Source organism: uncultured Anaerovibrio sp. (assembly GCF_947302755.1).
Taxonomy (GTDB): domain Bacteria; phylum Bacillota; class Negativicutes; order Selenomonadales; family Selenomonadaceae; genus Anaerovibrio.
On record NZ_CAMYWM010000007.1, the window covers coordinates 1 to 14,339 of the forward strand.

Annotated in this window: 8 protein-coding genes; all 8 read left to right on the forward strand. The window is 48.4% G+C overall.

Annotated elements, in window-relative coordinates; translation table 11 throughout:
* The coding region (gene glnS / locus Q0Y54_RS01555; protein WP_297963593.1) for a glutamine--tRNA ligase at positions 1-1,102 on the forward strand (1,102 nt) is incomplete at its 5' end.
* Positions 1,103-1,126: 24 nt separating this feature from the next.
* On the forward strand, positions 1,127-1,450 hold the full coding sequence (locus tag Q0Y54_RS01560; RefSeq protein WP_297963595.1) for a hypothetical protein: 324 nt from the start codon (positions 1,127-1,129) through the stop codon (positions 1,448-1,450).
* Positions 1,451-2,184: 734 nt separating this feature from the next.
* Entirely contained in the window at positions 2,185-4,668 is a 2,484-nt protein-coding gene (gene leuS, locus Q0Y54_RS01565) for a leucine--tRNA ligase (RefSeq protein ID WP_297963597.1), read from the forward strand.
* A 310-nt stretch (positions 4,669-4,978) separates the two neighbouring features.
* On the forward strand, positions 4,979-6,208 hold the full coding sequence (sstT, locus tag Q0Y54_RS01570; RefSeq protein WP_297963599.1) for a serine/threonine transporter SstT: 1,230 nt from the start codon (positions 4,979-4,981) through the stop codon (positions 6,206-6,208).
* A 107-nt stretch (positions 6,209-6,315) separates the two neighbouring features.
* Positions 6,316-8,301, forward strand: coding sequence for a PAS domain-containing sensor histidine kinase (locus Q0Y54_RS01575; RefSeq protein ID WP_297963601.1), 1,986 nt, complete (start codon positions 6,316-6,318; stop codon positions 8,299-8,301).
* A 187-nt stretch (positions 8,302-8,488) separates the two neighbouring features.
* Positions 8,489-10,513, forward strand: a complete 2,025-nt coding sequence (gene uvrB / locus Q0Y54_RS01580) for an excinuclease ABC subunit UvrB (protein WP_297963603.1) — start codon at positions 8,489-8,491, stop codon at positions 10,511-10,513.
* A 53-nt stretch (positions 10,514-10,566) separates the two neighbouring features.
* Positions 10,567-11,301 carry a histidine phosphatase family protein gene (locus Q0Y54_RS01585; protein ID WP_297963605.1) on the forward strand — a complete coding sequence of 245 codons (735 nt, stop codon included), beginning with the start codon at positions 10,567-10,569 and terminating at the stop codon, positions 11,299-11,301.
* Positions 11,302-11,305: 4 nt separating this feature from the next.
* Positions 11,306-14,131: an excinuclease ABC subunit UvrA gene (gene uvrA, locus Q0Y54_RS01590; RefSeq protein WP_297963607.1), complete on the forward strand. Its 2,826-nt coding sequence runs from the start codon at positions 11,306-11,308 to the stop codon at positions 14,129-14,131.
* The last annotated feature ends 208 nt before the right edge of the window (positions 14,132-14,339 follow it).

Consider the following 14,339-nt stretch of genomic DNA (forward strand, 5'->3'; position numbering starts at 1 on the left):
TTATCGTATCGCCCACGTTTCCCATCATCGTACCGGTGATGAGTGGTGCATTTATCCAATGTACGACTTTGCCCACCCTCTTTCTGATGCTATTGAGGAAATTACTCACTCCGTATGTACACTGGAATTTGAGGATCACCGCCCATTCTACGACTGGCTGCTGGAGGCATTGGACTTCAAGGTTGGGGCCCGTCCTCGTCAGATTGAGTTTGCCCGTTTAAATCTTACCAATACGGTAACCTCCAAGCGCAAGCTGCGTCAGCTGGTGGAGGAGGGCTATGTTTCCGGTTGGGATGACCCTCGTATGCCCACTATTTCCGGCCTGCGTCGTCGCGGCTACACCCCTAATTCCCTTCGCACCTTCTGTGAGGAAATCGGTGTGGCCAAGGCCAACAGTCTGGTGGATGTGGCCATGCTGGAGCATTGTGTCCGGGATGATTTAAATAAGAATGCTGACCGTATTATGGCCGTTCTTCACCCGTTGAAGGTGGTTATTACCAATTACCCTGAGGGTAAGAAGGAGTTTATGCTGGCTGACAATAATCCAAATACCTCTGCCCACCGTTACGTACCATTCTCCCGGGAGCTGTACATTGAGCAGGAGGATTTCATGGAGGATGCCCCCAAGAAGTTCTTCCGCTTAAAGCCAGAGGGTGAGGTCCGTTTAAAGCACGGCTATATAATTAAGTGTGAGGAAGTTATTAAGGATGAGGCAGGCAAGGTGGTGGAGCTTCACTGCACCTATGACCCTGAGTCCAAGACTGGTGGCGCTACGGCTAACCGCAAGGTGAAGGGCACCATTCATTGGGTATCGGCAGAGGATGCCATTGAGGCTGAGGTCCGCCTTTATGACTATCTTATTGAAACCGACGAAAACGGCGAGGTGCCGGCGGATTTTCTGGCCGCAGTAAACAAGCAGTCTCTGGAGGTTGTAGAGCACGCTCTCATTGAGCCAAGTGCCAGCTTTACCGCTGTGGGAACCCATTATCAGTTCCTGCGCACCGGTTATTTTGTAGTTGACAAGGATACTACCCCTGAAAAGCTGGTATTTAACCGGGTAGTTGGTCTGAAGGACAGCTGGGCCAAGGCCAAGAAGGGCTAAGTAGAGCCAGAAAGGGATAGGACTATGGGAAAGATACCAAAGGGATTATCTGATAAGGATATGCTGGATGGTTATGTCGAAGAAGTAACCATGGAAGCACAGTTTATGGCGGCGGAGGCTGCCGAGGACAAAAAGCGTCGGGAAAAGATTTTCGGCACGGGCAAGAACAGTCTGTCCATGTCCGGTCTCGATGATGAAACCCTGGAAAAGCTGGGCCGGAAGCTCCTGGAATTAAAAATGGAGCTGTTCCGGGAGGGCATCAAGAATTATACCCTTAAGGTAAAACGGGAGGATTGGGATATCGTTATCACCCCGGTGGTAAAGGGCCAGTCTGTGAAGAAAAAGTAAATAGCATTATATTGAGATGCAAAACAAAAATAATCAGATATAGTATTTTAAAAGGGGTACTGCTTGATAAAAATATCAAATGCGGTACCCCTATTTTCTTGAACACCGAGTGCTCTTATGCTAAAATAAATCCGAAAAGGTGTTTGCTATAAATGGTAGGCGGTTAATACTTGGCCCCTGAAAGGGGGCAATGCCTATGAGTGTATATGATTTTTTCGCATTTCTGATACTTCTGATTGCGTTAATCGTTTCTCTTAAAGCATAAGAAAAGCCGCCCTAGGCCTGCAAGCATAGGCGGCTGATCTTAATCACCACTTATATGGGGCTGACCGTTTACCGGCAGACCCTTTTCCTTGCCTTTATTATACTGTCCTGGGGGAATACCGTCAAGATTATACTTTTTATAAAATAGTAAACAAAAGTATAGAAAATACAAAAAGCTAGGCGCAAAATATAAAATAACGTGCCAAAAATATAAACAATGAACACAAAAATATTAAAATCGTATACAAAGCATAAAGAGTAAAATTGAAAAGTTAAGATATTCCTTTATTTGACGATACAAACATATTGTTCTACAATATAACGAGGTCTAACCTCATTGTGACACGAACGAAGTGAGTTAGTCCTTTAGGGAGACGCTAATTGGTAGATTTTTCCTCTGGAGAAGAAAATTTGAACAATGGCGTTATAACGTATTGAATTTTAAATTAAAACGTATGGGGGGCTTCACTGTGGAGAAATACATGCCACAAAAGATTGAAAAGAAATGGCAGAAAAAATGGCTTGAGTCCAATGTCTATAAGACGGAAATGGACCCTAAGAAGCCTAAATATTATACCTTGGAGATGTTTCCGTACCCATCGGGAAATCTTCATATGGGTCATGTGCGCAATTACTCCATTGGTGATGTGCTGGCCCGTTACAAGACCATGGAGGGCTTTAATGTCATTCATCCCATGGGCTTTGATGCCTTTGGCATGCCGGCGGAAAATGCGGCTATCAAGCATGGGGTAAAGCCGTCTGACTGGACCTATTCCAACATGGACAACATGAAGCGGCAGCAGCGGGAAATGGGCCTGTCCTATGACTGGGACCGGGAGGTGGCTACCTGCCGTCCAGATTATTACAAGTGGACCCAGTGGCTCTTTGAGCTGTTCTATAAGCGTGGGCTGGCCTACAAGAAGAAGGCCTATGTAAATTGGTGTAATACCTGCGGTACGGTACTGGCCAATGAGCAGGTTATTGATGGTCTGTGCTGGCGCTGTGATAACGAAGTAGTAAAGAAGGATTTGTCCCAGTGGTTCTTTAAGATTACCGATTATGCCGATGTGCTGCTGAAGGATTTGGATTTATTAAAGGGTTGGCCGGAGCGTGTTAAAATAATGCAGGACAACTGGATTGGCCGCAGTGAGGGCCTGGAGCTGAATTTTGAGGTTCCGGAGCTCAAGGATACCCTGTCCGTATATACCACCCGTCCTGATACCGCCTATGGTATTACCTTTGTGGCCTTGGCCGCCGAGCATCCAATGGTGGAGACTATCTGCCAGGCCAAGCCGGAAAAGGCTGAAGCAATCCGGGCCTTTGTAAAGAAGGTTCAGAGCCAGTCCGATATTGAGCGTACCTCCTCCGAGTCCGAAAAGGAGGGTGTAGGCACTGGCGTATACATGATTAATCCATTTAACGGCAACAAGGCGGAAATCTGGGTTACCAACTATGTACTTGCTGACTATGGTACCGGTGCCGTTATGGGTGTTCCCTCTGAGGATCAGCGTGACTGGATGTTTGCCAAGAAATATAATTTGGACATAATTGTTACCCTGCAGCCAAAGGGTGTTGAGCTGAAGCTGGCGGAAATGACGGAGGCTTATACCGACAAGGAGGGTATCCTCTGTAATTCCGGTGAATTTGATGGACAGGATATTAAGACGGCCAGCAAGGGGATTATGGACAAGGCGGAGAGAGAGGGCTTTGGTAAGCGTCGGGTAAATTACCGCCTCCGTGACTGGCTGATTTCCCGTCAGCGGTATTGGGGCGCCCCAATTCCGGTTATTTACTGTGATGATTGCGGTGAGCAGCTGGTTCCTGAGGATCAGCTTCCTGTAATGCTGCCGGAGAATGTAAACTTTGAGGCTGGTGCAGTTTCCCCGCTGGCTCAGTGCGAGGAATTTGTAAATTGCACCTGTCCGAAATGCGGCAAGCCAGCCAAGCGGGAAACGGATACTATGGATACCTTTATCTGTTCCTCCTGGTATTATCTCCGCTATACAGATCCCAAGAATGATAAAAAGCCCTTTGATACCGACAAGGTTAATTATTGGGCTCCTGTTGACCAGTATATTGGTGGTATTGAGCATGCTATTCTCCATTTGCTCTATTCCCGGTTTGTAACTAAGGTGCTTCGTGATGAGGGACTGGTGGACTTTGCAGAGCCCTTCAGCAATCTCCTGACCCAGGGCATGGTGCTGAAGGACGGCAGCAAAATGTCCAAGTCCAAGGGCAATGTGGTATCCCCTGAGGAAATTATTAATGAATACGGTGCGGATACGGCTCGTCTGTTCATTATGTTTGCGGCCCCGGTGGATCGCGATCTTGATTGGAGCGATGAGGGAGTAGCCGGCTCCTTCCGCTTCCTTAACCGGGTATGGCGTATTGTCAGCCAATTTGAGGATAAGATTAAGTCCGCAGCTGATGACTATGATAAGAGCACTCTCACTGACGATGAGAAAGAGCTGCGCCGTGTTCTTCATGTTACCATCAGGAAGGTGACGGAGGATATTCGGGATCGCTTTATGTTCAACACGGCCATCAGTTCCGTTATGGAGCTGGTTAATGAGTTCTATAAGTTCCAGAATGATGAAAATGTGAATGCCGGTCTTGTCCGTGAGGTTTCACTGAACCTCATCAAGATGCTGGCTCCATTTGCTCCCCACATGACCGAGGAGCTGTGGTCTGAGCTTATCGGTGGGGACAGCAGCGTTCATGCCCAGCACTGGCCGGTATGCGATGAGGCGGCCACCCTTAAGGCTGAGGTGGAAATCGTTCTCCAGATTAACGGCAAGGTTCGCGACCGCATTATGATTGCCACCGGTATCAGCCGGGAGGAAATGGAAGCAGCCGCCAAGAACAACAGCCGGGTTCAGGAGCTTACCGCTGGTAAGACTATCGTAAAGCTGATTTGTGTGCCTGATAAGCTTGTAAACGTAGTTGTAAAGTAACAGGCTTCAACTGAACATGTTAATAAAATGGGTCCTGCCAGGGATATGGATTTTTGGCAGGACCCTTTGCTTTGACCATACCTATCGGCTCCCGACCGAAGGCCAGGTAAATTATGTGCAGCTGTCTTAAAAATGGACTGTTACAACCGTCTAATGTTGTTATTTGATATATCCTCATAGAAAGGATTTTTAGCATAAATGTCCGTACAGAGGGGAATTTTCTTGACAGGATTGTCCACCACCACTAGAATATGTTTCTAGGTGGTGTACCACCGAAGTATAATATTATAAACATAAGGAGTTTATTTTTATGGTAACAGCATTTAGAAAATGGCAGAGCATCAGCCTGATATTGCGTATTTTAGGTGGCTTGGCGGTAGGTATTGTCCTGGCCCTTGCTCTTCCCGATAATGGGGTGGTGCCAATTTTTGGTAACCTGTTTGTAGGCTTATTAAAGGGCATTGCCCCGATACTGGTATTTGTGTTGGTTATCAGTGCCCTGGCCAATGCCTCCGGTGATATTGGGGGACGGTTTAAAACCGTTGTGTTCCTGTATGTAGTGGGAACTCTCCTGGCGGCTGCGGCTGCCGTTTGCTTCAGCTTTGCCATGCCTGTGGGCATGGTGCTTACCGATGCGGCAACCAATACCCCTCCAGGCGGTATCGGAGAGGTTATAAGGACCATCCTGACCAATATGGTGGCCAATCCCGTTGCTGCCTTGATGAATGCCAACTATGTAGGTATCCTCTGCTGGGCGATTATTTTTGGTATGGGCTTTAAAAAGCTGGCCTCGGAGGGGACCAGGGAAATGGTGGCCGAAATAGCTGCAGTGGTATCCCGGGCTGTGTCCTGGATTATTCAGCTGGCTCCATTTGGTATTATGGGTCTGGTTTATTCCGCTGTGTCGGAAAATGGTATGGCCATCTTCGTGGATTATGGTATGCTGCTGGTGGTTTTGGTGGGTACCATGTTCATCATGACCTTTATTGTAAATCCGTTGATTGTATTTATGTTCCTGGGGAGAAATCCATATTCCCTGACCTGGAAGTGCCTCCGTACCTCCGGTGTCACTGCCTTCTTTACCAGAAGCTCCGCCGCCAACATTCCTGTTAACATGGAGCTGTGCAAGGAGCTGGGTCTGGATGAGGATTTCTATTCTGTGTCGGTTCCCCTGGGGGCAACCATTAACATGGAGGGGGCTGCCATAACCATTACGGTTATGACCCTGGCCGTAGCCCATACTCTGGGTATTCAGGTGGATATTCCTACGGCGATTATCCTGTCTGTGCTGGCCACGGTGGGTGCCTGTGGTGCTTCCGGTGTAGCCGGTGGTTCCCTGTTGTTGATTCCTATGGCCTGCTCCCTGTTTGGTATCTCCAACGACATTGCCATGCAGGCAGTGGGTGTTGGCTTTATCATCGGAGTTATTCAGGATTCCTGCGAGACAGCCCTGAATTCCTCTACGGATGCCCTGTTTGCGGCCACGGCAGAATTTAAGGAGCGGCTGGCTCACGGTGAAGAGATTAGTATGAAGTTCTGATTTTCCTTTTTACATAAAAATTAATTTTAAAAAGAAGGATTTTCTATCATGGCGGTAGAAAATCCTTTTTGATTGGAATTTTTATTTGCTAGACAGGAGAGGTTCCTATGAGTAAAAACAATTCAAATTCAGTGTGGCTGAATAGAGGAAATTCCTTTATAAATCCACATGAATATAAAATTTTTGTCGGCGACGATGAAACGGCACGTTATCTTCTTAATCAATATATGGAGGCTGTAATATATTTTACCTTTACCGATGATATAATCAGGCTGGAGCTGGCCAATGACCAATATGAGGAAAATATTTTGTCCCGGGTGTCCCTGGACAGGGTGGGAATTGACGGCCAGTGGCAGTTTTCCGATGATGAGGAAAAGGAAAAATTTGCCCGTTTGCTGAAGCAGGCTGATGGGCATACTGGATATGCGACAGATGGAATATGGTTCAGGTCATTTTCTCAGTGCTGTGGCTACCAGGAATGCTGTATTGTTTTTCAGCTTCGGGTGGTGGCCCGGTATGAAGGGGAAATACTGTATTGTGCGTTGCTGAACAATGATACGGAAATGCAGCATTCCTTTAAGAATATAGCTGATAATGAAGCAAAATTCCGTATGGCAGCGGAACAGGCCAATATATATGCCTGGGAGTATGATATTGCCACCCATGAAATGCGGCCATGTACCAGATGTATGCGGGATATGGGGTTGCCTCCGGTATTGGAAAATTATCCTGACCCGGTATTTGAAATGGGGATTTTCCCCCGGGATTATGAGGATATGTACCGCAATTGGCATAAGCGACTGGACCAGGGCGAGGCTCAAATTCAGGGGGTTATTCCTTTAACGCCGGAAAGAATACCATTTCATGTACGATACATAACGGAATTTGATAAGCAGGGCAAGCCAATAAAGGCCTATGGATCAGCTACCCTGGCAGTGGACAACGAAAAGGAGCTTCAGCTGCGGGAAATAATATCCTCCCTTACCATGAGATATGCTACGGTGTTAAAGGTGGATTTGACCACCGGCACCACAGAGGTACTGAATGTTGGCAATGAATCCTCTGTCCAGGTACAGAACTATTATTACGAAAACAGAACCTTTCCCTTTGATGAATTGCGGGATAGCTACATTAGGGAATACGTTCATGGGGATGATAAGGGGAAAATGGCCCGAATGTTCTCCATAAATTCCATACAGAGTATCTTGGCCAATGAGCAGGATTTTACGTACAGCTATCGGATTATTCGCAAGCAGAAAACAGTCTATATGCAATGCCGGCTGTTCAGTATGGCAGACAAAAAAAGTGCTATTATCGCCATTCGCAATGTGGATGATATAATGAAGCTGCAGCTGGAGTCAGAGGATAAGCTGAAGCTGGATATAAAAAATGCCATGGATGCCATGGATGTGAATAACGCAGTTATCAATAATATGGCAGACAATATGTCCGACGTGATATCCATTATGAACCATATGATGCACAATGATGCGCCGCCATCGGCCAAGGATATGGAGCTTTTCAAAATGGATTTGGCCCTGATGGATGAGCTGGCCGAGGATATTCAGATTGCCAGTGAGCTGCGGGCAGTCAAGGAACAGAAAAAGCCGGAGACCTTTGACCTCTGTGATGTTTATAAATATGTTAAGGCCTTTGCGGAGCCTATTGCCAAGGTGAAAAAAATCGCGCTCTATGAGGAGGAGAATGTAAGTACGCTGAAATATTCCGAGGTGGTGGGGAATATGCTTTATGTAAAGCGCATTTTGTTCAATATAGTACATAATGCGTTGAAATACAGTCCGGAAGGGTCAGAGATACACTGCTCCACGGAGGTCCATGCCCATGGGGGACGGATTAATTGCAGGGTGAAGATTTCCGATGAGGGCATTGGCATATCACCGGAGTTTCAAGGTAAAATGTTTGAGGCCTATACCCAGGAAAACCGGCAGGTGGACCCTTGGGCCAATGGTCAGGGACTGGGGCTCTATGTGGCCAAGCAGCTGCTGGACAAAATAGGGGGCAGTATTGCGGTATACAGTGCCGTTGACTTAGGCACTATTGTTACGGTAACCATGTCCTTTGATATTGCCTGAATTGAGACCGGGCTATTTTTATACAGTCCAAATCCGAAGGATGCAGATGAGCTTTAGATTTCGTTGTAAGGGCGTAGCGCAAAACACCGTTTCACATGAAGTTTTCTGTGGCAAAAATTGAATATATGGAGTATAATAACGATAATATGTTCTATTATACTGGGTTGATTTTTTAGGGGGTAGAGAAATGGCAGAGGTCCCTAAATTAAATAATATAGACTTTGGGGAGGGAATTCCCTTTAAGGTGGTAGCTCCCTTTGAGCCCATGGGCGACCAGGCCAGAGCCATTGCAGATTTGGCCGGGGGCATAGAAAATGGGCAGGAGGCCCAGGTGCTGCTGGGGGCCACCGGTACGGGAAAAACCTTTACCATTGCCAAGCTGATTGAAAGGGTGCAGAAGCCCACATTGGTTATTGCTCATAACAAAACCCTGGCGGCCCAGCTGGCCAGTGAATTTAAGGCCTTTTTTCCGGAGAATTATGTGGGCTATTTTGTGTCCTATTATGATTACTACCAGCCGGAGGCCTACATTCCTTCTACGGATACCTATATTGAAAAGGATGCGTCCATTAATGATGAAATAGATGAGCTGCGTCATTCAGCAACCTGTTCCCTCTTTGAGCGGCGGGATGTGATTATCGTGGCCAGTGTGTCCTGTATTTACGGCTTGGGTTCTCCTGAGAGCTATCACGAGATGGTGCTGTCCCTCCACAAGGGCCAGGAAATTGACCGCAATGATATTTTGCGCCGCTTGGTCAATATGCAGTATGACCGTAACGATATTGTGCTGGAACGGGGCCATTTCCGGGTGCGGGGCGACGTGGTGGAGGTTTTTCCGGCGGGCTACAACAATCGCGGGGTACGGATAGAAATGTTTGGCGATGAGATTGACCGCATTGTGGAATTTGAAGTGCTGACGGGGGAAATCTTTGGTGAGCGGACCCACTCCATGGTTTTTCCGGCTTCTCATTATGTAACTCCCAAGGAGGATCTGGAGATTGCCATGGGCACCATAAGGGCTGAGCTGGAGGAGCAGGTGAAGCTTTTCAGGGAGCAGAATAAGCTCATTGAGGCCCAGCGCATTGAACAGCGCACCAATTACGATTTGGAAATGATTCAGGAGATGGGCTATTGCTCAGGCATCGAGAATTATTCCCGTCACCTTACCCAGCGGGCTCCCGGGGAGGCACCATATACCCTTTTGGATTATTTCCCTGAGGACTTTATGATGGTTATCGACGAATCCCATGTTACCCTGCCCCAGCTCAGGGCCATGTATGCCGGGGACCGTTCCCGGAAGGAATCCTTAGTGGATAATGGCTTCCGCCTGCCCTCTGCCTTTGATAATAGGCCGCTTCGGTTTGAGGAATTTGAGCAGCGAATAAATCAGATTGTTTATGTATCTGCCACTCCGGCCAAGTATGAGCTGTCTGGGGCCCAGCAGGTGGTACAGCAGATTATCCGGCCAACGGGGCTGCTTGACCCGGCAGTGGAGGTACGTCCGTTGGAGGGCCAGATTGATGACCTGTTGGGGGAAATAAAGCTCCGGGTAAAGAAGGACCAGCGGGTGCTGGTAACCACCCTTACGAAAAAGATGGCAGAAAATCTTACGGAATATCTGAAGGAAACCGGTATAAGGGTGCGGTATCTTCATTCGGATATTGCCACCTTTGAGCGGGCGGAAATAATCCGGGATTTGCGGGCCGGTGAATTTGATGTGCTGGTGGGTATAAATCTTCTCCGGGAGGGCCTGGATATGCCGGAGGTGTCCCTGGTGGCCATTTTGGATGCGGACAAGGAGGGCTTTCTCCGCTCTGATACATCCCTTATTCAGACCATTGGCCGGGCGGCCCGTAATGCTGAGGGACAGGTTATCATGTATGCTGACCGGATAACGGATTCCATGAAGCGGGCCATAGATGAAACGGAGCGCCGCCGGGAAATCCAGCAGGCCTACAATAAGGAGCATGGCATAGTGCCGAAAACCATTGTTAAGCCGGTCAAGGCTTTGATTGAAACCACCCTGGTGGCTGAGGCGGCTGCCGCCTATAAGGTGGAAGAGGGCAAAAGGAAAAAGAAGCTTACGGCCAAGAATAAGGAAGCTCTCATTAAGACCCTTACCAGGGAAATGCAGCAGGCCTCCCGGGCGTTGGAATTTGAGAAGGCGGCTGAGCTGCGGGATATGATTTGGGAGCTGGAGGGCAAAAGGTGAGAAAGAAAGGAAAGGAAGGAAAGGAAGGAAGGAAAGGAAAGGAAGATTTTATTATGATGAGGAAAGGTTTTACGGGTATAAGCTGTTTAGTGGCAGGAATTATGTTTTTGCTGTGTCTGGTTGTGACTATGCCCATCGGGGAGGCCAAGGCTGAGGTTACACGGATCATTTTAGTTCGTCATGGTCAGACTGATTACAATGTACAGGATCTTTACCAGGGAAGTCTGGATATTCCCTTAAATGAAACTGGCCTTATGCAGGCCGATATGCTGGCGGAAAGTATTAAGGAGCTGCCTATTGATGTGTTTATTTCCAGTCCATTGGAGCGGGCCTATGTGACCACGGAAAAATGCGCCAAGGCCAAGGGCATGGAGATAAGCTATACAGATCCGCGCCTTACGGAAATCAGCTATGGCGAGTGGGAGGGCCGAACCAAAAAGGAAGTGTCCAAGGAAAATAAGGAATTGGCCAAGAAGTGGAAGAAGGAGCCCTGGAACACCCAGATTCCAGGGGGCGAAACCCTTCAGCAGCTTCAGGAGCGGTATCGGGCTGCCATTGACGATGCTGTGGAGCGTTATCCCGGCAAAACCATCTTTATTGGAGCCCATTCCAAGGGCAATATGGCCCTGATGTGCAGTATATTGGGCATTGGACTGGATCATTATTTACAATTCAAGCAGGATAATACCTGCATAAATGTTTTAGAATATAAAAAGGGTCAATGGAAGCTGGTGCTGCTGAATTCCATTGCTCATACCGGCAAGCTTTACAAATCACAGAAGAGGTAATTTGATGGAAAAATATATCAGAATCAAGGGGGCGAGAGTCCACAATCTGAAAAATATAAACGTAGATATTCCCCGGGACAAAATGGTAGTAGTCACGGGACTGTCAGGGTCAGGGAAGTCCTCCCTGGCCTTTGATACTGTGTACGCTGAGGGACAGCGTCGCTATGTGGAGTCCCTGTCTTCCTATGCCCGCATGTTTTTGGGACAGATGGATAAGCCGGATGTGGACTATATTGAGGGCCTTTCACCGGCTATTTCTATTGACCAGAAAACCACCAGCCGTAATCCCCGTTCTACGGTGGGAACTGTAACGGAAATATATGATTATATGCGTTTGTTGTTCGCCAGGGCTGGGCGACCCCATTGTCCGAAGTGTGGCAAGCCGGTAAATCAGCAGTCCATTGACCAGATGCTGGGCCAGCTGCTGGAGCTGCCGGAGCGCACCAAGCTATTGATAATTGCCCAGGTGGTGCGGGGCAAGAAGGGCGAGCATAAAAAGCTGCTGGAGCATATCCGCAAGGAGGGCTACATCCGCCTCCGCATTGACGGTGAAATAATGGATGCTGGCGAGGAAATCAATCTGGAGAAAAACAAGAAGCATACCATTGAAGTGGTGGTGGACCGCCTGGTTATCCGTGATGAAATCCGTCAGCGTTTGGCGGAGTCCATGGAGGCGGCCCTGAAGCTGGGGGAGGGAGTGGCATATGTACAGATAGTGGATGGGGAAATGCTCATGTTCAGCCAAAACTTTGCCTGTGTGGACTGCGGTATCAGTCTGCCGGAAATTGCTCCCCGCATGTTCTCCTTCAATAATCCATTTGGAGCCTGTCCTGCCTGCAGTGGTCTGGGCAGTCATAGCGAGTTTGATATTGAATTGGTAATGCCGGATACTTCCCTTAGCTTGGCGGAGGGGCTTATTGTGCCCCTTAGCAGTAATGTAAAATCCTATAGTATGTGCCAAATGGGGGCTATTTGTGAGGCCTATGGGGCGACCCTTGATACTCCCTGGGACGAGATGAAGCCGGAGCTTCAGGAGGAGCTTCTTTATGGAACTGGGGAAAAGAAATACAGCTTCGGCTATGAGAACATGTTTGGTGTGTATAAAATTCACACGGGGCCCTTTGAGGGGGTAATGCCTCTGCTGGACCGCCGTTATCGGGAGTCGGACTCCGATGCCATGCGGGAGGATTTGGAAAATTACATGACCATCCATAAATGTCCGGTATGTAATGGAGCCCGCCTGAAGCCTGAGTCCCTGTCGGTAACCGTTGGGGAAAAGAATATTCAGCAGGTAACGGAAATGACTGTGCGGGACTGCGCCACCTTCTTTGATGGTTTGGAGCTGAACCAGCGGGAGCAGAAAATTGCGGCCCAGATTTTAAAGGAAATCCATGCCCGTTTGGGCTTTTTGGTAACGGTGGGCTTGGATTATCTTACCCTGTCCAGAGCAGCGGGAACCCTGTCCGGCGGCGAGGCCCAGCGTATCCGTCTGGCCACCCAGATAGGCTCCGGCCTTGTGGGGGTACTGTATATTCTTGATGAGCCAAGTATCGGCCTTCATCAGCGGGATAATGAGCGGCTCCTGTCTGCATTGAAAAATCTTCGGGATTTGGGCAATACTCTCCTTATTGTGGAGCATGACGAGGATACCATGTTTGCGGCGGACCATATTATAGATATTGGCCCGGGAGCCGGAACCAATGGCGGCACTGTGGTGGCCCAGGGTACCGCCCAGGAAATCATGGCGGTGGATGAGTCCATAACGGGACAATATTTAAGCCGGAAACGGTTCATTCCGGTGCCAAAGGAACGCCGCCAGGGCAATGGCCTTTTTGTGGAAGTCGTTGGGGCCAGGGAAAATAATCTGAAAAATCTTTCGGTGAAGCTTCCGTTGGGCACCTTTATAGTGGTTACCGGGGTTTCCGGCTCCGGCAAAAGTACCCTTATTAATGAAATATTATATAAGGGTATAGCCTCCAAGCTGTACCGTACCAAGGGAAAGCCAGGGCAGTTCAAGGCGATTAATGGTTTAAATAATATTGACAAGATTATCAATATTGACCAGTCCCCAATAGGCCGAACCCCACGCTCCAATCCGGCCACCTACACCGGGGTTTTTGATATGATACGTACTCTGTTCAGCCAGACCACGGAGGCCAAGCTGCGGGGCTATAAGCCGGGGCGGTTCAGCTTCAATGTAAAGGGCGGACGCTGTGAGTCCTGCCGGGGGGATGGCATTATAAAGATAGAAATGCACTTCCTGCCTGACGTATACGTGCCTTGCGAGGTCTGCAAGGGAGCCCGTTACAATACGGAAACCCTGGAGGTTAAGTACAAGGGCAAATCCATCGCCGATGTGCTGGATATGATAGTGGATGAGGCAGTGGAGTTTTTCAAGAATGTACCTCGTATTGCCAATAAGCTGCAGATAATGCAGGATGTGGGATTGGGCTATGTTAAGCTGGGCCAGGCGGCTACTACCCTGTCCGGCGGTGAGGCCCAGCGGGTGAAGCTGGCTACAGAGCTGTCCAAGCGATCCACCGGCAAAACCATGTATATATTGGATGAGCCCACCACGGGCCTTCATGCAGCGGATATCCATAAGCTGCTGGCTATTCTCCAGCGTCTGGTGGATGGGGGGGACACCGTGGTGGTTATTGAGCATAATCTTGATGTAATAAAATCCGCAGACCATATTATTGATCTGGGCCCGGAGGGCGGCGACAAGGGCGGCACCATCGTGGTGGAGGGCACCCCGGAAAAGGTGGCCAAGTCCAAGAAATCATATACGGGTAAGTTCTTGAAGCCCTTGCTAGAGGAAAAGCATTAAAAATTATTATTATTGGGCAGAGACGTTGCCTATAGCACGAAGCTGTTGCTAAAAATTTTCCTTGCCATAATATAACGGTAAAAATTACAACTCGCTGCGCTCAGACAAGTAATTTTTCCCGTTAAAATAAGTGAGGGCAAGAAAAATATTTTTTGACGCACCAGCTTCTATTGCTCTAGGCAATCGCCTCTACCCTTATCATGATGCA